Origin of the sequence: Lonepinella sp. BR2357 (assembly GCF_051851525.1) — a bacterium.
Classification (GTDB): Bacteria; Pseudomonadota; Gammaproteobacteria; order Enterobacterales; family Pasteurellaceae; genus Lonepinella.
The window spans coordinates 151,599-175,212 of record NZ_JBPDVG010000005.1; the positions used below are offsets into that span (position 1 = coordinate 151,599).

General features: G+C 41.1%; 19 protein-coding genes. 12 read left to right on the forward strand and 7 right to left on the reverse strand.

The annotated features are described in order from the left end of the window. Positions 1–7: 7 nt before the first annotated feature. Both msbA and ACTG7L_RS04840 read right to left on the reverse strand, forming a co-directional pair. Positions 8–1,756: a lipid A ABC transporter ATP-binding protein/permease MsbA gene (gene msbA / locus ACTG7L_RS04835; RefSeq protein ID WP_439327633.1), complete on the reverse strand. Its 1,749-nt coding sequence runs from the start codon at positions 1,754–1,756 to the stop codon at positions 8–10. A gap of 60 nt (positions 1,757–1,816) precedes the next feature. Beyond that, positions 1,817–4,246 (reverse strand): DNA internalization-related competence protein ComEC/Rec2, encoded by a 2,430-nt coding sequence (locus tag ACTG7L_RS04840; protein ID WP_439327634.1) that lies wholly within the window; start codon positions 4,244–4,246, stop codon positions 1,817–1,819. 315 nt (positions 4,247–4,561) lie between these two features. Between ACTG7L_RS04840 and dksA the strand changes: the two genes are divergently transcribed. The 4 genes from dksA (at position 4,562) to ACTG7L_RS04860 (ending at position 9,204) form a co-directional block, all read left to right on the forward strand. Beyond that, the gene (gene dksA, locus ACTG7L_RS04845) at positions 4,562–5,008 is read left to right on the forward strand and encodes an RNA polymerase-binding protein DksA (protein ID WP_439327635.1); all 447 of its coding nucleotides are present in this window, start codon (positions 4,562–4,564) and stop codon (positions 5,006–5,008) included. A gap of 237 nt (positions 5,009–5,245) precedes the next feature. After that, a complete protein-coding gene (gene pcnB / locus ACTG7L_RS04850) occupies positions 5,246–6,538 on the forward strand; it encodes a polynucleotide adenylyltransferase PcnB (RefSeq protein WP_439327655.1) in 1,293 nt (430 codons plus the stop codon). Positions 6,539–6,541: 3 nt separating this feature from the next. Beyond that, positions 6,542–7,030, forward strand: a complete 489-nt coding sequence (gene folK, locus ACTG7L_RS04855; protein ID WP_439327636.1) for a 2-amino-4-hydroxy-6-hydroxymethyldihydropteridine diphosphokinase — start codon at positions 6,542–6,544, stop codon at positions 7,028–7,030. Between the two features lie 242 nt (positions 7,031–7,272). Beyond that, positions 7,273–9,204, forward strand: coding sequence for an ABC transporter ATP-binding protein (locus ACTG7L_RS04860; RefSeq protein ID WP_439327637.1), 1,932 nt, complete (start codon positions 7,273–7,275; stop codon positions 9,202–9,204). A 124-nt stretch (positions 9,205–9,328) separates the two neighbouring features. Here the strand turns inward: ACTG7L_RS04860 and ACTG7L_RS04865 are convergent, their stop codons facing one another. Continuing rightward, a complete protein-coding gene (locus ACTG7L_RS04865) occupies positions 9,329–9,865 on the reverse strand; it encodes a gluconokinase (protein WP_439327638.1) in 537 nt (178 codons plus the stop codon). Positions 9,866–10,099: 234 nt separating this feature from the next. Here ACTG7L_RS04865 and ACTG7L_RS04870 point away from each other — a divergent pair, with 234 nt between their 5' ends. Then, positions 10,100–11,449 carry a GntP family permease gene (locus tag ACTG7L_RS04870; RefSeq protein ID WP_439327639.1) on the forward strand — a complete coding sequence of 450 codons (1,350 nt, stop codon included), beginning with the start codon at positions 10,100–10,102 and terminating at the stop codon, positions 11,447–11,449. A gap of 47 nt (positions 11,450–11,496) precedes the next feature. Here ACTG7L_RS04870 and ACTG7L_RS04875 read toward each other — a convergent pair whose 3' ends face one another. From ACTG7L_RS04875 to uvrC, 3 genes are read right to left on the reverse strand one after another with little or no spacing between them, the layout of a single operon-like run. Continuing rightward, the gene (locus ACTG7L_RS04875; RefSeq protein WP_439327640.1) at positions 11,497–11,652 is read right to left on the reverse strand and encodes a YoaH family protein; all 156 of its coding nucleotides are present in this window, start codon (positions 11,650–11,652) and stop codon (positions 11,497–11,499) included. Positions 11,653–11,662: 10 nt separating this feature from the next. Further along, a complete protein-coding gene (locus ACTG7L_RS04880; protein WP_439327641.1) occupies positions 11,663–12,250 on the reverse strand; it encodes a DNA glycosylase in 588 nt (195 codons plus the stop codon). A gap of 11 nt (positions 12,251–12,261) precedes the next feature. Further along, on the reverse strand, positions 12,262–14,088 hold the full coding sequence (uvrC, locus tag ACTG7L_RS04885) for an excinuclease ABC subunit UvrC (RefSeq protein ID WP_439327642.1): 1,827 nt from the start codon (positions 14,086–14,088) through the stop codon (positions 12,262–12,264). A gap of 499 nt (positions 14,089–14,587) precedes the next feature. Here uvrC and purE point away from each other — a divergent pair, with 499 nt between their 5' ends. From purE to ACTG7L_RS04900, 3 genes are all read left to right on the forward strand, one after another. Continuing rightward, positions 14,588–15,085 (forward strand): 5-(carboxyamino)imidazole ribonucleotide mutase, encoded by a 498-nt coding sequence (purE, locus tag ACTG7L_RS04890; protein WP_439327643.1) that lies wholly within the window; start codon positions 14,588–14,590, stop codon positions 15,083–15,085. Between the two features lie 56 nt (positions 15,086–15,141). Next, the gene (purK, locus tag ACTG7L_RS04895) at positions 15,142–16,233 is read left to right on the forward strand and encodes a 5-(carboxyamino)imidazole ribonucleotide synthase (protein WP_439327644.1); all 1,092 of its coding nucleotides are present in this window, start codon (positions 15,142–15,144) and stop codon (positions 16,231–16,233) included. A gap of 137 nt (positions 16,234–16,370) precedes the next feature. Beyond that, the gene (locus tag ACTG7L_RS04900; RefSeq protein ID WP_439327645.1) at positions 16,371–17,561 is read left to right on the forward strand and encodes an amino acid aminotransferase; all 1,191 of its coding nucleotides are present in this window, start codon (positions 16,371–16,373) and stop codon (positions 17,559–17,561) included. 269 nt (positions 17,562–17,830) lie between these two features. Here ACTG7L_RS04900 and modA read toward each other — a convergent pair whose 3' ends face one another. Then, on the reverse strand, positions 17,831–18,595 hold the full coding sequence (gene modA / locus ACTG7L_RS04905) for a molybdate ABC transporter substrate-binding protein (protein ID WP_439257595.1): 765 nt from the start codon (positions 18,593–18,595) through the stop codon (positions 17,831–17,833). Between the two features lie 122 nt (positions 18,596–18,717). Between modA and ACTG7L_RS04910 the strand changes: the two genes are divergently transcribed. From ACTG7L_RS04910 to trpA, 4 genes are all read left to right on the forward strand, one after another. Then, a complete protein-coding gene (locus ACTG7L_RS04910; protein WP_439327646.1) occupies positions 18,718–19,500 on the forward strand; it encodes a TOBE domain-containing protein in 783 nt (260 codons plus the stop codon). An 11-nt stretch (positions 19,501–19,511) separates the two neighbouring features. Further along, positions 19,512–21,329, forward strand: coding sequence for an acyltransferase family protein (locus ACTG7L_RS04915; protein ID WP_439327647.1), 1,818 nt, complete (start codon positions 19,512–19,514; stop codon positions 21,327–21,329). Between the two features lie 123 nt (positions 21,330–21,452). Further along, positions 21,453–22,649 (forward strand): tryptophan synthase subunit beta, encoded by a 1,197-nt coding sequence (trpB, locus tag ACTG7L_RS04920; protein WP_439327648.1) that lies wholly within the window; start codon positions 21,453–21,455, stop codon positions 22,647–22,649. Continuing rightward, complete coding sequence (trpA, locus tag ACTG7L_RS04925) at positions 22,649–23,455, forward strand: tryptophan synthase subunit alpha (protein WP_439327649.1); 807 nt, start codon at positions 22,649–22,651, stop codon at positions 23,453–23,455. The genes trpB and trpA overlap by 1 nt, the downstream gene beginning before the upstream one ends. The last annotated feature ends 159 nt before the right edge of the window (positions 23,456–23,614 follow it).

Consider the following 23,614-nt stretch of genomic DNA (forward strand, 5'->3'; position numbering starts at 1 on the left):
CTATGTTTTAATGCGAAAACTGCATGGCGTGTAATTGTTTATACGCCCCGCCCCGCTCTAAAAGCTCGGCATGACTGCCCCGTTCTTTCACCTCACCATGCTCAATCACCACGATTTCATCGGCCTTTTCAATGGTCGACAAGCGGTGGGCGATCACTAAAACCGTACGATCTTTTTGTAATTCTTCTAAGGCTGATTGAATGGCACGTTCCGATTCTGTATCCAATGCTGAGGTCGCTTCATCTAAAATCAATACTGGCGAATTACGCAATAAAGCACGTGCAATGGCTAAACGTTGACGTTGTCCGCCGGATAGACTTGCCCCATTTTCACCAATCACGGTGTCTAATCCGTTGTCTAATTTATCAATAAATTCCATGGCATGTGCAGCATGTGCGGCGTCAATAATTTGTTGACGACTGTATTTCTCTGTGGCCGCATAAGCAATATTATTCGCCACGGTATCATTAAATAAATGCACCTGTTGCGACACCACGGAGCATTGCTGACGTAAATTGGCGAGTTTATAATCTTGAATATTCACGCCATCCAGTAAAATCTCGCCTTTATCAATATCGTAAAAACGGGTTAATAAATTAGCAACCGTGGATTTACCCGATCCAGAGCGACCCACTAAAGCAACGGTTTTACCTGCTGGAATACGTAAAGAAAAATGATTCAATGCCTTGTCTTCTTTGCCTTGATAAGTGAAACTTACCTGTTTAAATTCCACTTCACCTTTCGCCCGATCCACTTCATAGCTGCCACTGTCTTTTTCGGTGTCTAAATCCAAAAATTCAAACAACGTTTGACAAGCCGCCATACCACGTTGAAATTGCGAATTGACATTGGTTAAGGATTTCAAAGGGCGCATCATCGCCATCATGGACGAAAACACGACTGTAAACGACCCTGCAGTTAAATGTTCACTCATCACTTCAGGAAACGTCGCCACATAAAGCACCGCAGATAAAGCAAAAGAGGCAATAAGCTGTACCACACCATCAGAAATACCGTCAGCAGACACAATTTTCATCCCTTTGCGTCGCATATCGTTGCTGACTTCATTAAAGCGTTGTTCTTCCACCGGTTGACCACCAAAGGACAACACCACTTTATGCCCTTTTAACATTTGTTCCGTGGTCGTCGTTAAAGCCCCCATGCTGTCTTGAATATTACGGCTTAATTGACGGAAAATTTTAGAGACGAGACCAATCAGTACGCCGATAATCGGTGCTAAGACGAAAAGCACAATAGATAGCTGCCAACTGGTATAAATCATCACCACAAAGAGGGAAATTAAATAAGTCCCCTCACGCACTATGGTCACTAAAGCACTAGACGACGAACTGGCGACCATTTCACTGTCATAGGTCACACGAGAAAGTAAGCGACCGGTTGGATTTTGGTCAAAATAACTCACAGGCATAAACATAAGATGTTTAAACAAACGGCGACGTAAGGTCATTACCACTTTGCCTGAAACCCAAGATAAACAATAGCTTGCAATGTAATTGGTGACACCACGAAACAGCACAAACACCACCACCAAGACAGCCATTAATTTGAGAAAATCATGATCCGCTTCGCCAAAACCACGATCCAATAAAGGTTTTAATAAATAAATTAACCCTGAATCCACCAACGCATTTAACACCAAAGCGATGGCGGCAGCAATTAACCCCGCCTTGAATACGCTAATGGTCGGCCATAGGCGTTTAAAGGTTTTGAATACCGAAATATCTTTTTCTTTCATAATCACATCTTCATTTAAAAAGTTGTTGGCATTGTACAATTTTTTTCAGGATTATCCAACTTAATCCCCCTGTTGAGCAGTAATAATCTGCTGATACCAAGGACTAAACGCATTTCTGGCGGTGGCAATTTTTGTGTTATCCCCATAGAACCGTACCGAAATTTGCCCCGAAACTGCGGTATTATACAGCGCACTTTGCACTTGTTCTAAATGGGCTATCACACTGGCATGGGGGAATTTCCACTGATTCCAGCGCCCACTTGAAATCAAGGCAATATCAGGTTGAATTCGTTGAACAAAATCCGCTCCCGTTGAAGTTTTACTACCATGATGACCCACTTGTAATAGCTCAATTTTAGGTAACTGTGGCATAAGGCGTCGCTCCGTGGCCAAATCAGCGTCTCCGGTTAACAAGACTCGATGTGTGCCTTGTTGGACCAATAATACACAAGAATCGGCATTTTCTGCCCGTTTTACTGGCTGCTCAGGCGACAATACGTTGAATTCAATCCCTTGCCATTGCCAATCGTGGCCAGTTTGACAAAAAGTGCGGTGATTTTCCCCATAGTTTTTGGTGGAGGGCGTCACCAATATGGCCTCAGGAAATACCTTTAATATGGCCGTTGCACCTCCCGCATGATCGTTATCATCATGACTAAGAATCACATAATCTAATGCAATGCCTTGCCGTTGCAAATAAGGGAGAATTTCTAATTCCGCCATGGAACCGCCTTGCCAACTAGCGCCGGTGTCGTACAAAATCCCCCGCTGATTTTTCACGATTAAGGTTGATAACCCTTGTCCCACATCCAAGGTGTCCACTTGCCAATTGGGTTGCTGTCCGCCACGCCATATCAATGATAGGCTCAATAGCCCAATTAGACCACAACCGCCCAGTTGAACAAGCCGATATAAACGAGCGGGCAACGGACTAGACGAGGCAAACGATAATCCTAAGGGCCGAGATAATGAACTGAACAGCTTTATTGGGACGAGTTTTCTCGGGTGATAAAGCCAATAAACACTTCCCATGATGCCGACAAGAAAAATCAGACAGCAATACTGGATTTGTGAATCAGATAAGCCAATCCAACTATGTTGAAAATAGGCTAATAACTGAGTAATGCTATCCGCTAACCTATCCGCCCATAGCCAACTATTAAGGCCATCGCCAGTCAATACCGCCAACAATACCAATGGCACCAACAAAAAGCTATACAAAGGCACCGCAATAAGATTGGCGACTAAACCTTGTAAAGAAAATCCACCAAAGAACGCTAATTGAACAGGGGTAAAAAAACAAAATAACCCCAGTTGTAAATGAAACAGGGCTAAAATCCACCGCACTTTTGAGGAAATGGGTTGCCCTCGCCAAAGCAGTAAATTCAACGGAAATAAGCGATACCACAAAATCAAACAAGCCACCGCACTGGCCGACAGCCAAAAACTGGTGGACAAAATCATTAACGGATCACTTAAAAGCAACAATGCCACCACCATGCAATACAACTGCCACGGCGTACAATAGCCTCGCAAAATACGCAGTAAAATGATCACGGATAAAGCTAAACTGGCACGAAAGGTCGGGATCGCCAATCCCGCTAAATTGGCATAAAATAATGCCAACAGCAAGCCGCAAAGTAACGGAAATATCGGCCGAATCCATCGCGTAGGCAATACATATTGCAACGCTCGCCCTAGCCAAAAGCCTAACGCCATGGCGAGCCCAATATGTAACCCAGAAATGGCGATTAAATGCGCAGTATTGGTTTGTTGGTAAATTTTCCACGTCGTGGGTGTTATCCACGCTCGCTCACCAAAGCCTAAAGCCAATAATAAACCTTGTTGAGATAAATATTGGGTTTGCACCATGCTGTTGACGAGGCGTTGTTCTCGCCAGGAAAAATCTTGGGCTATTTTCACCGCACTTTTGATATTCGCAACGGCCTGAATATGGTTCGCCATATACCATTTTTGCCGATCAAATCCCCCATTATTTAAACGTGAAGAAATAGGTTTTACGGCCAATGTGCCTTGCCATACCTCCCCAATTTGAGGCGTTTCTGCCACATGCCAATTCACATAAATCCGCCTTGCGGGCTGAGATGATGAGGGCGCCGTCTGGACAATTAACGAGGTGTATTCTCCCTGATGTTGAATAGCCTTGATTTGAAATTGAGCCTGTATTTTTTGTAACGGAACTTCCGCCTGTTGCAAGGCTTGTGTGGCGGTGAAATGGGCATAACCAATAAAGATCGTCATCATCAAGGCTCTGTTTAGCCACGTTTTAAGCCAGTCTAAACAACGTCGTCCGCTGATGATGGCTAGAGCCAATCGACCACCTAACAACAAGACAAATAGGATCATACTTGCTTGCCAAGAAAGCAAATAATCACGAGGTAAAAAAGACAAAGACAATACCGATAAAATCGCATAACCACTGATTTTATCAATTCTTATCTGAGGGCGTAATTTAAAAAAATTCTGCATTTTTCACCGCACTTTTGAGCTTTTTCACTATTTTTCTTGTATTGAACCAAGAATAAACGATACCGCTTTCAAGCCTACGCTAAAAAATCAAAAAGCCTAAATAATTTATTTCATTTTTGGAATGGAGATCACATTTTTATGTAAAGACTGTGTAAAGATCGCCTTGTTTCAGTAATTTTATTTGCTTATTTTAGCAACTTCTGGTATTTATAACGCCTTTAAAATTACCCCCCATTAATTTTCGGGGAATCACTTAAGGTGTTTGACGTCGCTAGATGGATCGCTCAGACAGAATATTATTGATTGGAGAACAACATGACAAACACGAATAAAGCCTCTTTAAGCCTTTTAGCCTTAGCAGGCGTGTCGCCATATCAAGAAGAAAAAAATGAAGAATACATGAATGAAAAACAAATCGTTCATTTCCGTAAAATTTTACAAGCATGGCACGACCAGATTGTCGGTGAGGCGAGCCGTACCGTAAACCATATGCGAGATGAGGCCTCTAATTTCCCAGATCCCGCAGATCGTGCGACCCAAGAAGAAGAATTTAGCTTAGAATTGCGTGCCAGAGATCGTGAACGCAAATTAATGAAAAAAATCGAAAATACCTTAAAAAAATTAGAGACGGAAGATTTTGGCTACTGCAATTCATGCGGTGTCGAGATTGGTATTCGTCGCTTAGAGGCTCGTCCAACGGCCGATCTTTGTATTGATTGTAAAACATTAGCCGAAGTGCGTGAAAAACAAATGGGATTTTAATCAACATTCCCTCACAAGCTAGGCTATACAGAATAAACGTCGGACGTAATGAAATACGTCCGTTGATTTTATTCACAAAATCTTTTATTTACGGAGTTTATTATTTTAACGTACATAAAAAACTTGTTTGGTAAACATTCAAAGCAAGCTCAACCAAACAACACGGAACGACCACAACCGAAACGAACAGTACACACAAACAAGAAATCGGTAAGCACTAAACGCCATGCCAATGCAATGATCAAGGCAAGTCAAGTGGCTATTCATGCTCGATTGTTTAGTAAAAATGCCCTAAGCGTGGTCGAAAAACTCAATCGTCAAGGCTACGAGGCCTATATTGTCGGTGGCTGTATACGAGATCTGTTATTAGGTAAAGTACCGAAAGATTTCGATGTGGCCACCAATGCTCGCCCCGAACAAGTGCAAGCCATTTTCCAACGCCGTTGCCGTTTAGTCGGACGCCGTTTCCGTTTAGCCCATATTATGTTTGGGCGAGATATTATTGAAGTCGCCACATTCCGAGCCAATCACGAAGTCAAACACTCCGAACAACAAGCGAAACAAAATGATGATGGCATGATTTTACGGGATAATGTTTACGGGACATTAGAACAAGACGCAGAACGCCGTGATTTTACCGTAAATGCCCTTTATTACAGCCCTAAAGATAATGTCATCTACGATTTCTATCAAGGCATTGACGATCTGAAAGCGGGGAAATTACGTCTCATCGGCGATCCTGTCACTCGCTATCAAGAAGATCCCGTACGCATGTTGCGAGCCATTCGTTTTATGGCGAAATTAGATATGTTTTTGGACAAATCCAGCGAAACGCCAATTGTCGAACTTGCACCGCTGTTGAAAAATATCCCGCCAGCTCGTTTATTTGATGAAAGTTTGAAGTTATTACAAACTGGCTGCGGTGAAAAAACCTATCATTTATTGCGTCAATACGCCTTATTTGAGCAACTGTTCCCTACTCTGCGCCCTTATTTTACCGAAAAAGGCGACAGTTTAGCGGAGCGCATGATGATTCATTCGGTGAAATCCACCGACGAACGTATCGCCGATAATTTACGGATTAACTCCGCATTCTTATTTGCGGCGTTCTTTTGGTATCCGTTACGTGAAAAAGTCGATACGCTAAAAAATGAGGGTGGATTAAATAACCACGACGCCTATGCGTTAGCCGGAAATGAAATCATGGACGTATTGTGCCGTGCCCTTGCTGTACCTCGTCGACATACGGGCGTCATTCGTGAAATTTGGATGTTGCAATTACAGCTTGCCAAACGTTCGGGCAAATTCCCTGAACGCACCATGCAACACCCGAAATTCCGTGCGGCTTACGACCTATTAGCCATGCGTGCGGAAATTGAGGGCGGTGAAAGCATTGAATTGGCCAAATGGTGGCATGAATATCAGTTTAGCAATACCGAACAACGTATTGCATTAATCAAAGAGCAAAATAAAAATGCGCCACGACCGAAAAAACGTTATGCCCGCAAACGCTCACTGAAAAAGGACTAACCCATGGCCATTGCATACATTGCCTTAGGCAGTAATTTAAATCAACCAGTGCAACAACTGAATGCGGCTATTGAGGCTATGGCGGTTTTACCTCAAACCCAAGTGCTAGCAGTCAGTTCATTTTATCGCAGTAAACCCCTTGGTCCACAGGATCAGCCCGATTATGTTAATGCCGTAGCAAAACTTCAGACAGAACTTGCGCCTCTGGCATTATTAGACGCCTTACAACAGATTGAAAATCAACAAGGCCGAGTGCGTTTACGTCATTGGGGCGAACGCACTTTAGATTTAGATATATTACTTTATGGTCAACTGGTTATTCAGTCAGAAAGACTGACTATTCCCCATTATGATATGCACAATCGGGAATTTGTGATCGTACCATTATATGAAATTGACAAGGATTTACACTTACCTAATGGACTCTCCTTGTCTGACCTGATTGAAAATGTCAAAAATCATCAAATGTCACTTGTTATTCAAAATAAATAAGCTATAATGGTTTCCATCTTAAGTAATCCCTAGTGCTTAAGGTAACTTCACTTAGTTGTGATTCCAAAACAAGTGAAAATTTTGTTCATAAATCCTAAACATCCCTAATGAAAATGCAACTGAGAAGTTGCATTTTTTTCGTTAAAATTCCTGAAAAATCCTCTGTTGCCTTTAGATTTTTCCTATAAAAAAACACATAAAACTGCTAGAATAAAATATATTTTCTTAGATTTTTATATATTATGGCATTAATCAGTTTAACCAACGGCTACCTTTCTTTTAGCGATCACCCTTTGCTTGATCACTGCGATCTACATATTGAACCCAACGAGCGTGTTTGTTTAGTGGGGAGAAATGGCGCAGGTAAATCTACCCTACTCAAAATTCTGGCTGGCGATACTGTCATGGATGATGGCAAATTGCTATTAAGCCAAGATCTAGTAGTTTCTCGTTTAGAACAAGATCCGCCACGCACAGCAAGCGGTAACGTATTTGATTATGTGGCAGAGGGGATTGGGCATTTAGCCGATTTATTGAAAGAATATCATCATTTATCCACGCAATTAGAACAGGATTATAGCGAAAGCCTACTCAATCAACTCGCCAACGTGCAAGCTAAATTAGAACACGCTAACGGTTGGCAATTTGATAATAAAATCAAGGAGGTGCTGCTTAAACTGAACCTAAATCCTAACACCAAATTGTCGGATTTATCGGGCGGTTGGTTGCGTAAAGCGGCCTTGGCTCGGGCCTTAGTATGCAATCCTGATGTATTGTTATTAGACGAACCTACTAACCATTTGGATGTAGATGCGATTGAATGGTTAGAAGAATTTTTACTGGAATTTAAAGGCAGTATTGTGTTTATTTCTCACGACCGTTCTTTTATTCGTAAAATGGCGACACGCATTGTGGATCTTGACCGTGGACAGCTTGTTTCCTATTCGGGCAACTACGACAATTATCTCGCCACCAAAGAAGAAAATCTGCGAGTGGAAGAATTGCAAAATGCCCTATTTGACAAAAAGTTGGCACAAGAAGAAGTCTGGATTCGGCAAGGCATTAAAGCTCGGCGAACTCGTAACGAGGGGCGTGTGCGTGCCTTAAAAGCCTTGCGAGAAGAACGCCGTCAACGCCGAGATCAGCTTGGTACAGCAAAATTACAACTCGACCAATCTAGCCGTTCCGGCAAAATTGTGTTTGAACTCGAAAACGCCAATTTTGAGATTGACGGTAAAAAATTGCTCTCCAATTTCAGCACCAATATTATGCGGGGCGATAAAATTGCTTTAGTGGGAGCCAATGGTTGTGGCAAAACGACGTTTATTAAACTATTACTCGAACAACTTAAACCCACTTCAGGAAAAATCCGTTGTGGTACCAAATTAGACATTGCCTATTTCGACCAATATCGTGTGGATCTTGATCCCGAAAAATCTGTTATGGACAACGTGGCAGACGGCAAACAGGATATTGAAGTCAACGGTATTAAACGCCACGTGTTAGGCTATTTACAAGATTTCTTATTTCCACCCAAACGTGCCATGACCCCTGTCAAAGCCCTATCGGGCGGTGAACGTAATCGCTTATTGTTGGCAAAATTATTATTAAAGCCGAATAATTTATTAATTCTGGACGAACCCACTAACGATTTAGATGTGGAAACCCTTGAATTATTGGAAGAAATTCTCGCTGATTATCAAGGCACACTCCTTATCGTCAGCCATGACCGTCAATTTATTGATAACGTTGCTACCGAATGTTATATGTTTGAGGGCGAGGGCGTGTTGAATAAATATGTGGGCGGCTATTTTGACGCCAAACAGCAACAAGCGAATGTGTTGGCTCAAAAAGCGTTAAATGGCTCGGTGAAAACCGCTGAAAAAGCGGAAAAAACTGCGGTGCAAAATCCAAAAGTTTCTGAAAAACCGAAAAAACAAGCCACCAAGCTGTCTTACAAAGAACAACGTGAGCTAGAACAATTACCGCAACAATTAGAAAAATTAGAACAAAAAATCACCGCACTTCAAGGGGAAGTGGGTAGCCCTGAATTTTTCCAACAGGAGCACGGTTATACTAGTGAAAAATTGCAACTGTTAGCGGATTTGGAAACAGAGTTTGAACAAGCGTTTGAGCGCTGGGAAGAGTTGGAAGAGAAGAAGAATTTACAATAATTGTAGGGGCGAACCGATGTTTTCATCCGAAAATCATGCTCCGTATTAAATGGGCGGATACATCGATCCGCCCCTTGTATACAACCATTACTCAAATACAATTAACACAAAAACTGAACATCCGCTATTCCTTATTCAAGAAAGGTTGTAACGCCCTAACACACCGCTCCACCACATCATCAAAACTACCCTCAATATCAATGGCAATCACATCTGGCTCATCGGCTTGTGGAATTTCCAAGGTATCAAATTGGCTTTTTAGCATTTCTTCTTTCATAAAATGCCCTTTACGTTGTTTCATTCGCTCTAGGATCAGCTCAAAACTGCCGTGTAAAAACAGAAATTTGACATTTTCATTGCCATCTCGGATCAAATCACGGTATTTTTTCTTTAAGGCTGAACACACAATAATGCCTTTTTCGCTTTTTTGCTCCAAACTAAAAGCGGCATCTCGAATACGTTCTAGCCAAGGCAAACGATCTTCATCATTAAGCGGATGCCCTTGTCGCATTTTGATAATATTGGCTCTCGGGTGCAAATCGTCCCCGTCAATCAGTTTTAACCCCAATTTATTGGCAACCGCTGTGCCAACGGAAGTTTTGCCTGTGCTAGAAACGCCCATTAAAATAAAACTTGAGCCTTGATATGTTTTCTCCGTCATCCATTTTCCCCTTAAATTCTGTCTTTTCTCTATTCTAACCAAAAAAACGCCATAATGGTTACTGGTAACATTTATTTTTGTGATCTGGATCACTTATTTTTATTTTCCATTGCGTAAATTTTCACTATTTCTAAAAAAAATGTGATGTATGTCACAATTCTAACAAAAGAAACTTTACCTAAATCCAAAAAATGATAATGTTACCAGTAACAATTCAATCAGAAGGAAAATACTATGTTAATTTTAACACTTATTGCATCCATCATTCTGTTACTGGTGTTAATCATCAAGTTCAGAGTTCACGCCTTTGTGGCATTGGTTTTAGTCAGTCTATTAACGGCTTTGGTGACAGGTATTCCCGTCAATAAAATTATTTCGACAATGTTAAATGGCTTTGGCGGAACGCTTGCTAGTGTAGCATTGTTAGTCGGATTGGGGGCTATGATCGGTCGACTGCTTGAAATTACAGGCGGTGCCAAAGTGCTAGCGGACACCCTAATCAATAAATTCGGGGAAGAAAAAGCCCCATTTGCATTAGGTGTGGCATCATTATTATTCGGTTTCCCGATTTTCTTTGATGCAGGTCTTGTGGTGATGTTGCCGATTATCTTTAGCGTAGCCAAACAATTTGGCGGATCATTATTCCGTTATGCGTTTCCTGCTGCGGGAGCCTTTGCCGTTACCCACGCTTTCTTACCACCGCATCCAGGCCCTGTGGCATCAGGGGATTTATTGGGGGCAAATATTGGTTTACTTACCCTAGTTGGTATTGTCATCGCCCTACCGACTTGGTATTTTGGTGCTTATTTATACAGCAAGTTTTTAGGTCATAAATATCATTTACCGCTTCCAAAATCCTTTTTAAATGCCGCACCGATTAATGAAACTGCGGTGCAAAATCCGCCTAAATTCGGCAAAGTGATGTTTATTTTATTACTGCCACTTTGCTTGATTATGTTGGATACCGTGTTAAATACCTTTTCCGTAATGAAATTAATCGACGGTTCTGCACTTTGGGTTGAAAGCCTACGTTTATTGGGTAAAACACCTGTTGCATTATTAATCACGTTGTTAGTGACCATCATTTTATTAAAACAACAACGCAGCGTAGAACAAATTGAAAAAATTTGTGACAATGCTCTTGGACCAATTTGTGCAATCGTGTTAGTGACCGGAGCTGGCGGTATGTTTGGCGGTGTTTTACGTGCAAGTGGCATTGGCGATGTCGTTGCCAATATGCTGTCAGATATGGGTGTACCTGTCATTATTGCGGCATTTTTAATTTCCACCGCTTTGCGTGTAGCTCAAGGTTCTGCCACCGTCGCCATTACCACTACATCAGCATTAATTGCCCCAACCGTTGCTGCAACCACTGGGCTCAGCGAACTCGATCTCTGTTTCATCGTGATTTCCATTGCATCGGGTGCAACCGTACTTTCTCACGTCAATGACAGTGGATTCTGGCTAATTAGCCGTTTCCTTGAACTGGATACCAAAACGGCATTTAAAACGTGGACAGTACTCGAAACATTGATTGGTTTAGTTGGATTTGGATTTGCTTTGATTGGTAGTATTATTTTTTAATCCTTTGATTTAATAGGGAAAACTGCGGTATTTTGTACCGCAGTTTTTTACTTCTCATCCTGAGTAAATTCCTTTCTCAACTGCTCTGCCACCATTTTAATCGCCTGCCCTGCTGGGATCCCTTGAGCCATTAATTGTTGGATTTGTTCTACGGCTTGTTGTTGCTGTTCATGGGTTAAGCCTAATAATGCGTTATCTAACATTTTGTTTTCCTTATAAAACACCCGCTAATTTGAAAAAATTTCGGTATGATTCTGCTTTCTTCTCAAGGCTTAATGGATAAGCCCTTGAAGTTGATGGTAAGCGATATAATTTAAGTTCTCTACCCTCAAATAGGAAATCAATAAATTCATTGGTTTTTGGTTCTTTTAATTTATCTGGCAGTAAATTACATAATATTTCTGTCGCTTTTCCACCCGTGGTAAAAATCCATTGGCAGTTTGGTAACTGTTTAAGTACATCAGATAAATTGACGGGTTCAATAATTTTCAGAAATTTATCAGAGGCGTTACCCTGTTCACGAATTGCTTTTCGTACCGTTGGACAAGCGGCAATATTTCGTTCAATTAAAAATGATTTAATGCGTTCAGGATCAAAACGTTTTTCATTTTCTACTTGAAAATAGTTTTTATCGTTAAAAAACACTAAACCATAAATTCGCCACATATCATTTTGAAAATTCGGGTAATGAAATTCCATACAACGCTTTTCAGCGGTTGGAGGGAATGTCCCCATCATCATTACCTTCGCTTGTGGCGATAACACGGGGGAAAATGGGTGGATTTCAATGATCGGTTGCATAAATGGTTACTCTAGCTTTTTAAGGTTTCAAAAATCACTTCCGCCAACGCTTTGGAAATCCCTGGGACGCTGGCAATTTCATCTAAGGTTGCTTTTTTCACCCCTTGCATACCGCCGAGATATTTTAACAAGGCTTGGCGGCGTTTTGCTCCTACGCCTGCAATGGTTTCTAAGCCACTTTGGGTAAAGGCTTTTTGACGTTTTTTGCGGTGTCCTGTGATGGCGTGGTGGTGGCTTTCATCGCGGATTTGTTGAATTAAATGCAACGCTAAATCATCGGGATCAAGATGAATTTCTTTACCGAACTTGCTTAAAATCAGGGTTTCTTGCCCTGCTCGGCGATCCACGCCTTTTGCCACACCGATTAAGTGCGGTCTTTTTTTATCCCATTTTACATTTAACTGTTCAAACACTTGCAAAGCCCGATTTAATTGCCCTTTGCCGCCGTCAATAAAAATCACATCAGGGATTTTGTCGGTTTCTAGTTCCCGATCATAGCGTTTTTTCAGGGCTTGTTCCATGGCTGCATAGTCATCGCCGCCTGTAATACCCTCAATATTAAAACGGCGATAATCGGATTTTAACGCCCCGTTTTCATTGAACACCACGCAAGATGCCACGGTTTGACTGCCTTGGGTATGGCTGATGTCAAAACATTCCATCCGCTTAATTTTTTCAATACCGAGCAGATGTTGTAAGGCTTGATAACGTTCGCTCATTAAACTGGTTTCTTTTAATTTCAGGCTCAACGCTGCTTTGGCGTTCATTTGGGCGAGCTGTAAATATTTGCTTTTGTTGCCTTTTACCGCATCTTGAATAACGACTTTGCGACCCGCTTGCTCACTAAGCAAGGTTTCCAATTCAGATTTTTCGTCTAATTTATGATCTACTACAATGCTATTCGGCACGGTTCGCCCTTGGTGAACTTGCAAATAAAATTGTCCTACAAAAGTTGCGGTCAACTCGCTCAAATCTGTATTGGCTGGTACTTTGGGGAAATAACTACGATTGCCTAATACCTTTCCTTGCCGAATAAACAGCACCTGTACGCAGGCTACGCCCAACTGGTAAGCGATGGCAATAATATCCATATCATCTAGCCTGTCTTGGCTGACAAATTGTTTTTCAATAATGGATCGCACCGCTTGAATTTGATCCCGATAACGAGCGGCATTTTCAAAATCCAACGTAGCACTTGCCTTTTCCATTTTACCGATTAAATGCTCCAACACCTGACTATCTTTACCTTGCAAAAATAAACGAGCGTAATTCACTTGTGTATTGTAGTCTTCATCCGTCACAAAACCGGTCACACAAGGCGCAGCACAACGCCCGATTTGATACTGCAAACAAGGACGAGAACGGTTATTGTACACCGCATTTTCACATTGCCGCACGGGAAATAATTTTTGCAAAAGTGACAGGGTTTCACGCACCGCTCCTGCGTGAGGGTAAGGTCCAAAATATTCCCCTGCAATTTTCTTTGAACCACGATAGGCGGTCAATCTCGGATGGCGTTCTTTGGTCAACAAAATATAAGGATAGGATTTATCATCACGCAGTAATACGTTATAGCGTGGTTGATAGGTTTTGATGTAATTATGTTCGAGCAACAGTGCCTCGGTTTCGCTACTTGTAATCGTGGTTTCAATACGATAAATGGCTGCGACTAATGCCTCGGTCTTTTTACTGGATAAATTGGCACGAAAATAGCTCGACAGGCGTTTTTTCAGATCCTTAGCTTTTCCCACATAAATCACCGTATCGGTTTTATCAAACATGCGATAAACACCCGAATCGTGCGTGAGGTTTTTAAGAAAAGTTTTGTGATCGAACATTATCAATTATCTTGTGATTAAAAAATAAAAACCTTGTACTTATATACAAGGTTTTATATAATATATCTGCTTTTGAGAAAGCTCAAAAGTAGGTGGATCTGCATTGCAATCCGCCAGTTAGCCCCTGATGGGTTGCAAGTAGATCCTTGTTGTTTTAATTTTTACCAATGAGGATAAAAATATGAAACTAAAAACTATATTAATGATAGTTAAGTGGTTGATTATTATTCTACTATGCGTATCACTCAAGGGTGATACCGCTGGCCTAATGTAGAATCCATTTAACTTAACTCAAAGGGAACAATTTCCACCACGAAATTGTTCCCTTTTATTATGCCAAAACACCCAACGGATTGCAACTATCTCACAACCCCTTTTCCATGTTAACTAAAAGCCATGAAAAACTACGCCACCGCTCGCAATCGTTTGCCTAGGACTACAAGATTGTGTTATTCTAACGCCTGTTTTTTATCATTTATTTTTCTCATGGAAATCAAACATGTCTACTCAAAATCCACAAATTGCCATTGTCATGGGCTCCAAAAGCGACTGGGCGACCATGTGCGAGGCGACGCAAATTTTAGATGAATTGCAACTGCCTTATCATGTTGAAGTCGTGTCTGCCCATCGCACGCCTGATAAATTGTTTCACTTTGCAGAAAATGCGGCGCAAAAGGGGTATAAAGTGATTATTGCGGGTGCAGGCGGTGCGGCGCATTTGCCTGGAATGATCGCCGCAAAAACCTTGGTGCCTGTATTAGGCGTTCCTGTAAAAAGCTCAATGTTAAGCGGTGTAGATAGTCTTTATTCGATTGTGCAAATGCCTAAAGGGATTCCCGTAGGCACCTTGGCCATTGGGCCTGCGGGTGCAGCCAATGCGGGGTTGTTAGCAGCACAAATTTTAGCCGCTTGGGATACCGCATTATTCGGTCGTTTACAAGCATTCCGTGAAAATCAAACCAATGTCGTGTTGGATAATCCCGATCCAAGAAGTTAATCCATTTTAACCGCACTTTGCCATAAAAGTGCGGTACGTTTTTTGAGATTTTTACTATGCAACAAAGTACTTTATATCCAACCGTTTACGTATTAGGCAATGGTCAACTTGGGCGAATGTTGCGTTATGCGGGCGCCCCGTTAGATATTAAGGTTGAGCCGTTGGCCTTTAACGCTCCCCTTTTTGATTTACCCGAAGACGCCATTATTACAGCAGAAATTGAACGTTGGGAATCCACGCCCTTAACAGAGATGTTGGGCAACCATGCCAATTTTGTCAATCAAAAAGTCTTTGCCACGACAGCCGATCGGTTTAGCCAAAAATCCCTATTAGATGAACTCAATCTTCCCACTTCCCCTTGGGCATTGCTAAAAAGTGCGGTGGATTTTGAGCGAATTTTTTCAGACATAGGTGAAAAGGTTGTGGTGAAACGCCGTACAGGTGGTTATGATGGCCGAGGACAATGGATTGTTACTGCAGAAAATCAAGACGTGATAACAGATGACTTATTCGGCGCAGTGATTGCAGAAAAATTTATTCCCTTTGATGGTGAAGTTTCTCTTGTGGGTGCCAGATTCCGCAACGGTGAAACCCGTTTTTACCCCGTCACCCACAATTTACAACAAAACGGCATCTTGCGTTATAGCGTAGCCGACGGTTCCAATGCCCATTTACAAGCGCAAGCAGAACAGATGCTTGGCAAAGTGATGGCAAAACTGGATTATGTCGGCGTGATGGCGATGGAATGCTTTGTGGTGAATAATCAGTTGCTAATCAACGAATTAGCGCCACGGGTGCATAACAGCGGACACTGGACGCAACTGGGCTGTTCCATTAGTCAATTTGAACTGCATTTACGGGCATTATTAGATTTACCGACCCCAACATTGCAAGTGTTTGCACCAAGTGTCATGATTAATCTTATCGGCACCTCACACAACCCGAACTGGCTCAATACGCCATTCAGCCAGTTACATTGGTATGGTAAAGAAGTCCGTGCGGGGCGAAAAGTGGGGCATATTAATTTGACCCATGTTGACAAAACGCAACTGATCCAACAATTACAAAAATTAAGCCATGAATTGCCTGAAGATTATCAATCAGGACTTGCATGGGCGATGGATAAATTAAAATTTAGCGATTTTTAACCGCACTTTTTTACACTTAACGCAATCTGGCGTTAAATGGTTTAACCACCGAGAAGAACTACTTGCAATTTCAAGTCATTAAGAGTATAAATTTTACATCGTTAACAAACTATTTACATTTTAAAAGGACTAGCATTATGTTTGAACATATCACGCCCGCACCGGCGGATCCTATTTTGGGTTTAGGCGAGGCATTTAAATCTGAAAATCGTGCCAATAAAATCAATTTAGGCATCGGCGTATATAAAGATGCCCACGGCAACACGCCAATTATGAAAGCGGTGAAAGAGGCTGAAAAACGCATCTTTGATATTGAAACCACCAAAAACTATCTCGCTATTGATGGCGTGGCAGATTTTAACGAACGCACCAAAGGGTTATTGTTCGGCGAAGATTCTGATATCATCAAAAACCGTCGCGCCAAAACCGTCCAAAGCCTTGGTGGAACTGGTGCATTACGTATCGCAGCAGAATTTATTAAACGCCAAACCAAAGCACAAAACGTGTGGATCAGCTCACCAACGTGGCCAAACCACAATGCGATTTTCAATGCCGTTGGCATCACCATTCGTGAATATCGTTATTATGATGCTGAACGCAAAGCCTTAGATTGGGATAATTTAATTGCGGATTTAAGCAATGCAAGTGAGGGCGATGTGGTGTTATTACACGGTTGCTGTCATAACCCAACAGGTATTGATCCAACACCTGAACAATGGAAAACCTTAGCCGACATGTCAGCCAAAAATGGTTGGTTACCGTTATTTGACTTTGCCTATCAAGGCCTAGGCAACGGCTTAGAGGAAGATGCCATTGGCTTACGCACCTTTGCCGCCAACCACAAAGAGCTATTAGTTGCGAGCTCCTATTCTAAAAACTTTGGCTTATACAGTGAACGTGTTGGCGCCTTTACCTTAGTGGCAGAAACCGAACAAGTGGCCGCCACGGCGTTAACCCAAGTCAAAGCCATTGTACGCACGCTTTACTCCAACCCTGCCTCACATGGCGCTGCAACCGTCGCCGTGGTATTAGCTGATCCTGTCTTACGCCAACAGTGGGAGCAAGAATTGACAGAAATGCGTAACCGCATTAAAACCATGCGAACTAAATTTGTTGAATTGCTAAAAGAATTTGGTGCCAACCAAGACTTTGGCTTTATCACACAACAAAATGGCATGTTCTCTTTCAGTGGCTTAAACGCTGATCAAGTGGATCGCTTAAAAGATGAATTTGCCATTTACGCCGTACGTTCTGGCCGAATTAATGTTGCGGGCATCACGGAAGACAATATTCGTCACTTATGTGAAAGCATTGTGAAAGTGCTTTAATGATAAAATAGGCTATGATTTTAACCCTGTATAAAGTACAGGGTTATTTTTTACCTAGCATAATGGACAACATGGTTGGTAAAAATAAGACATAAAAAAAGTGCCTATATTTCAAGGCACTACTCGGAAAGCAAAATATGTCTGGCTATTTATCATAGCACTTGTTTTAAGTGCGGTCATAATAATGAAATATTTTTATGATTGCAAATAGCAATGTTCATTTTTGTGACGTAGGTCACATGAATAACATATAATTGCTTATTTTTTAGTTATTTTCCTGTGAAACCAAAGCTAATCAATACTTTTTTCGCCTCATCAGATTTTAAATAATCCAAAAAGGCTTTAGCATCTGCACTGTCGTGATCTTTGATTAATGCCACCGGATATTCCACTGGTGGATGGCTATCTTCTGGGAAAGTGGCAACCACTTTCACTTTTTGACTTGCGGCGGCATCAGTACCGTAAACCACACCTAATGGGCTTTCCGCTTGTTCCACTAATGCCAATGCCGCACGTACATTATTAGCACGAGCTAATTTGCTCTCTACACTGCTCCATTGACCTAAATGGGTTAATGCGGTTTTAGCATATTTACCCGCCGGCACATGATCAGGATCGCCCACCGCTAAGAAATGACCGTCTAAGGCTTTTTGCCATTTGTCATTGCTTAAATCCACGCTGTCAATTTTGCTGTCTTTCGGTGCAATCATCACAAGGCTGTTACCCACTAAAATAGCACGGCTATCTTTAACAATGGCATCTTTCTCTGCCACATAGTCCATCCATTTTAAATCGGCTGAAACGAAAATATCCGCCGGTGCGCCTTGTTCAATTTGTTTGGCCAACACAGAAGAAGACGCAAAAGAGAACACCACTTCTTCACTTGGTTTGACTTTTTTATAATCATCTGCCACTTGTTGTAAAGCGTTGGTCATTGACGCAGCAGCAAAAACAGTGACTTTTGCCATCGCACTTTGGCTCATGATTAAACCTACACCCACAACTAATGCGAGTTTTTTCATCGTTAATTTCATTTTTTCTCCTTGTATAATGACTAACGTTATCGCCTAAATTATATAATGAATTCGAAAAGAAAAGCTACAAGAATCAAATGATTTCCTTTAAAATAGCCAAAACCATTTAATAGGACGAAAAAATGCACACCGAAATCTTACTTACTATAAAATTACAGCAAGAACTTTTTGTGGATCCCAAACGCATTCGTTTATTAAAAGAAATTCAAAAATGTGGTTCCATCAATCAAGCAGCGAAAAATGCCAAAGTCAGCTATAAAAGTGCGTGGGATCATTTAGCCGCAATGAATGAAATCAGCCCTAAACCTATCTTAGAACGTAACGTGGGAGGCAAAAATGGTGGCGGTACTGCATTAACCACTTATGCTGAACGTCTATTACAACTCTATGATTTATTAGAACAAACCCAAGAAAAAGCGTTTAATATTTTGCAAGATGAACAGATTCCATTAAATAGTTTACTCAGTGCGACGGCTCGATTTTCTTTGCAAAGTAGTGCCAGAAATCAGCTTTTTGGCAAAGTCAAACAATGCATCATTCATCAACTTAATGCCATGGTAGAAATTGAATTACCCTCTCTTTCTCAACCTATTTATGCGTGGATTACGCAAAAAAGTGCGGTGCGTTTACAGCTAAGTTGGGGCAAGGAAGTCATGTTGATGATCAAAGCACCATGGGTGAAAATTCATACGGAGATAAGCCAATATCCATCAGATGAAAAAAATCTATTCCCTGTTCAAGTTTCGTCAATTTTAGACAAAGGCGATAGCAAAGAAGTTTTACTGGCAATCAATGACCAACTCAAATTTTGTGCCACGGCACCACATCAACAAGAATTTGATGTCGGGCAACAGGTTTGGGCAAAAATCGATCCTGAACAGATTATTTTGGCAACACTGTATTAAAGGAAATAATAATGAGTTTAAAATACCGCTCTGATATTGATGGACTGCGTGCCATCGCTGTGTTATCCGTGATTATTTATCACGCTAATCCCTATTTATTGCCCAGTGGCTTTTTAGGGGTGGATATTTTCTTTGTGATTTCAGGTTATTTGATTACCAAATTAATTAGCCAAGAAATGCAAGAAAATCGTTTTTCTTTTTTAACTTTCTATAAACGCCGTGCCAAACGGATTTTGCCCGCTTTAATTACGGTATTAGTGGTTGCCTTGGCGATAGGTTCTTTTTTATTGGCTCGAGAAGATACTATTCCGTTTTTACGTTCTTTAAGATCTGTTCTGTCCTTTGAAGGTAATATGTATTTTGCTCGACAAAACGGTTATTTCAATGTTGAAGGCTATGAAACCCCTTTATTGCATTTTTGGTCATTAGCTACCGAAGAACAATTTTATTTTGTTTTTCCTGCGTTATTGTTTGCATTATTTAAAATCACCACTAAAATCCGCCATGTTCAATCTGCCATTATTTTAATTAGTGTTTTAATTGTAGCAAGCCTGTTGGCGAAATTTATTCCAACTCACTTACAACAATATTATCTTCCTCATTTACGAGCTTATGAACTGTTAATTGGGGCATTATTTTCTTTCTTACCCGTGAAACAAGGTAATGGAAAAACTACCTACGCTTTATTAATTGCAATGCTAGTTTGTTTGGCGATACCGAAAGATTATCTCATAGGGGACGGCTATATTGAGCAGATTGCGATTAGCCTTATTACTGCGTTATTAATTCTATTCCCCTATAACAGCACAAAAAATATTTTAGTCCACAAATGGTCGGTTAGAATTGGTTTGCTATCTTATTCGCTTTATTTGTGGCATTGGGTGATCTTGGCATTCTTTAGATATTATCAATCTCACTCTATTTTATCTTTGGAACTAACTTGCCTTGCCTTATTTATTGCAGCGGTTGGCGCAATCATTTCTTATTATGTGATTGAACAGCCTATCCGTAGAATCAAAAATCTATCCACTAAACAATTTTTAATGATACTTGGGGTTTATGTGGCGTTATTTATTCCAACTATCACCTTACTGAACCACACAAGAAATATGCCAACGAGTGTTGATTTTTCCCCTTATGTTGTGAAAAATAATCAATGTTACGGCGATAAAGCCTTTTGTCAGATTGGTGATAGCGACCAACCTATTCATATTCTTGCCATGGGAGATTCGCATATGTTGCATTATGTAGAATTTGTGGATTACGTTGGGAAAAAAGAAAAGTGGTCTGCTGATTTTTATGCCGTAGGCGGTTGCCAATTTATTTACAATGATTTTTCTCATCGTAATGAAGATTGCAATGAATTTAGACGCTACGGTTCAAAAAATCTAGATAAATATGACACAATACTTTTGGCTGGTCGTTGGGAGTCATTATTAGGAACTGATAATGGTGAAAAAGCGCTTAGAGACACTTTAGATTATATTTTAAGCAAAAATAAAACCTTGTATGTGTTTAGGGATAATCCCCGTTCACCTTACTCTGGTATGAAAATGCACCATTTAATCCAACGAGGTTTCTCTATTGATTTAGACGAACTGCTCCATAGTCAAAAAGAACGAGTCGCAGAATATGAAGCGGGCGATAAAAAATTTATGGAAATCATAAAAGATTATCCACAAATCCATTTAGTCGATTTAAATGCTTATATTCCTAAAAATTTCTTTTTTAATGGCATTCCATTATACCAAGATTTAGATCATCTCAATTCTTTCGGTTCATATCATCTTGCTGAAGAATTTGTGAAAGAGCAAAAATTAATTAAATAATGCCACCCCAAATAGCACAAGTCAGTCTTGTGCTATTTTTTTCACAAAATCCCTTTACATTTATGTACTAGTGCAATAGTATAACAGCTATTCAATAATTAATTATTTATGTAAGGAAATATAATGACAGATACTTTACTTGATCCCTATTTTGGGGAGTTTGGCGGCATGTATGTGCCAGAAATTTTAGTCCCTGTACTAAAACAACTGGAACAGGCTTTCGTGGACGCCAAAGACGATCCCGAATTTCAAGCCGAATTTCAAGATTTACTCAAAAATTACGCCGGTCGTCCGACAGCATTAACCCTGTGTAAAAATATCACCAAAGGCACCAAAACCAAAATCTACCTCAAACGGGAAGATTTATTACACGGTGGTGCCCACAAAACCAATCAAGTGTTAGGCCAAATTTTATTGGCAAAACGCATGGGAAAAACTCGCATTATTGCCGAAACAGGGGCGGGGCAACATGGTGTCGCAACCGCTCTCGCTTGTGCTATGCTTGGTATGCCTTGTTTGGTTTATATGGGGGCAAAAGATGTAGAACGCCAATCACCAAACGTGTTTCGTATGCGATTAATGGGGGCGGAAGTGGTGCCTGTGCAAAAAGGATCTTGCTCACTCAAAGATGCGTGCTGTGAGGCCATGCGTGACTGGGCAGCCAATTATGAAACGACCCACTATTTAATCGGTACCGCAGCCGGCCCTCACCCTTTCCCGACCATTGTACGTGAATTCCAAAAAATGATCGGCGAAGAAACCAAACGCCAAATTTTAGAAAAAGAGGGACGCTTACCTGATGCCGTAATTGCAGCCGTAGGCGGTGGATCCAATGCGATTGGTATGTTTGCAGATTTTATCGAAGAAAAAAGCGTACGTCTAATCGGTATTGAACCGGCAGGAAAAGGCATTGAAACAGGTGAACATGGTGCCCCATTAGGTGAGGGAAAACCGGGTATTTATTTCGGCATGAAATCGCCGATTATGCAAACGGAAGACGGCCAAATTGAAGAATCTTACAGCATCTCTGCTGGCTTAGATTTCCCATCCGTTGGTCCACAACATGCCTATTTAAACAGCATTGGACGTGCCGAATACCCTAGCATTACCGATGATGAGGCCTTAGAGGCGTTCAGAGAATTAGCTCAACACGAGGGCATTATTCCTGCTCTAGAAAGTTCCCACGCTTTAGCTCATGCGTTAAAAATGGCAAAACAAGCACCAGAAAAAGAACAATTATTGGTGGTGAATTTATCAGGTCGTGGTGATAAAGATATTTTTACCGTAGATAAAATTTTTACTGAAAGAGGGATCCTATAATGAGTCGTTTTGCTACCCTATTTGACAATTTAAAAGCAAAAAATCAAGGTGGATTTGTGCCATTTGTTACCTTAGGCGATCCTGATTTTGAGCGTTCTTTTGAGATTATTTGTACGCTTGTAGATAACGGTGCAGATGCCTTAGAACTCGGTTTTCCCTTCTCGGATCCTTTGTTAGATGGCCCTGTAATTCAAGCGGCCAATAACCGTGCTTTAAAAGCAAACTGCAGTACCGAAGAAAGTTTTCAACTGATCGAAAAAGTGCGGTCAAAATATCCCGAGATTCCGATTAGTTTATTGCTTTGTGCCAATTTAATTTATGCGCAAACCCTAGACGGTTTTTATCAACGCTGTCAAGCCGTGGGCGTGGATGCGGTACTCGTGGCGGATATTCCGTTATTAGCCAGTCAAGATTATATTCAAGCCGCAGAAAAATACGACATTCAACCTGTCTTTATTTGCCCACCGAATGCGGACGAGGCGACCATTAAAGGCGTGGCAGAAAAATCCAAAGGCTATACCTATTTGGTTTCTCGTGCCGGTGTCACCAGTGCGGAAAACCAAAGTCATGCGAAAAATTTAGATGATTTAGTCGAACGTCTAAAAGCCTATAATGCACCTCCGATTTTGCAAGGTTTCGGTATTGCTCAACCACAACAGGTGCGTGATGCGTTAGCTATGGGCGTAGCGGGGGCAATTTCAGGCTCGGCAACGGTGAAGATTATTGAGAAAAATTTGGATAATCACGCTCAATGTTTGAAAGAGTTAGCGGAATTTGTGAAAGCAATGAAACAAGCCACGTTATAACCTGTAATTTATTTCATAAAATGCTATATAAAAACACAAATAGCCACTTTTCAAAGTGGCTATTTGTGTTATAAGGCATAGTAGACAAAATAGTTGGCACTTTTTTATACACTATGCTCTAGTAGACAAAATAGTTGGTTTTGGTTATTTTTAATAATT

Bases quoted from the DNA above. Each gene is read 5' to 3' on its own strand.
- trpA (WP_439327649.1), top strand. From the start codon at position 22,649: ATGAGTCGTTTTGCTACCCTATTTGACAATTTAAAAGCAAAAAATCAA.
- ACTG7L_RS04865 (WP_439327638.1), bottom strand. From the start codon at position 9,865: ATGACGGAGAAAACATATCAAGGCTCAAGTTTTATTTTAATGGGCGTT.
- ACTG7L_RS04880 (WP_439327641.1), bottom strand. From the start codon at position 12,250: ATGCAACCGATCATTGAAATCCACCCATTTTCCCCCGTGTTATCGCCA.
- ACTG7L_RS04900 (WP_439327645.1), top strand. From the start codon at position 16,371: ATGTTTGAACATATCACGCCCGCACCGGCGGATCCTATTTTGGGTTTA.
- ACTG7L_RS04840 (WP_439327634.1), bottom strand. From the start codon at position 4,246: ATGCAGAATTTTTTTAAATTACGCCCTCAGATAAGAATTGATAAAATC.
- ACTG7L_RS04860 (WP_439327637.1), top strand. From the start codon at position 7,273: ATGGCATTAATCAGTTTAACCAACGGCTACCTTTCTTTTAGCGATCAC.
- purK (WP_439327644.1), top strand. From the start codon at position 15,142: ATGCAACAAAGTACTTTATATCCAACCGTTTACGTATTAGGCAATGGT.
- ACTG7L_RS04915 (WP_439327647.1), top strand. From the start codon at position 19,512: ATGAGTTTAAAATACCGCTCTGATATTGATGGACTGCGTGCCATCGCT.
- ACTG7L_RS04870 (WP_439327639.1), top strand. From the start codon at position 10,100: ATGTTAATTTTAACACTTATTGCATCCATCATTCTGTTACTGGTGTTA.
- trpB (WP_439327648.1), top strand. From the start codon at position 21,453: ATGACAGATACTTTACTTGATCCCTATTTTGGGGAGTTTGGCGGCATG.
- dksA (WP_439327635.1), top strand. From the start codon at position 4,562: ATGACAAACACGAATAAAGCCTCTTTAAGCCTTTTAGCCTTAGCAGGC.
- modA (WP_439257595.1), bottom strand. From the start codon at position 18,595: ATGAAATTAACGATGAAAAAACTCGCATTAGTTGTGGGTGTAGGTTTA.
- purE (WP_439327643.1), top strand. From the start codon at position 14,588: ATGTCTACTCAAAATCCACAAATTGCCATTGTCATGGGCTCCAAAAGC.
- pcnB (WP_439327655.1), top strand. From the start codon at position 5,246: ATGATCAAGGCAAGTCAAGTGGCTATTCATGCTCGATTGTTTAGTAAA.
- msbA (WP_439327633.1), bottom strand. From the start codon at position 1,756: ATGAAAGAAAAAGATATTTCGGTATTCAAAACCTTTAAACGCCTATGG.
- ACTG7L_RS04910 (WP_439327646.1), top strand. From the start codon at position 18,718: ATGCACACCGAAATCTTACTTACTATAAAATTACAGCAAGAACTTTTT.
- ACTG7L_RS04875 (WP_439327640.1), bottom strand. From the start codon at position 11,652: ATGTTAGATAACGCATTATTAGGCTTAACCCATGAACAGCAACAACAA.
- uvrC (WP_439327642.1), bottom strand. From the start codon at position 14,088: ATGTTCGATCACAAAACTTTTCTTAAAAACCTCACGCACGATTCGGGT.
- folK (WP_439327636.1), top strand. From the start codon at position 6,542: ATGGCCATTGCATACATTGCCTTAGGCAGTAATTTAAATCAACCAGTG.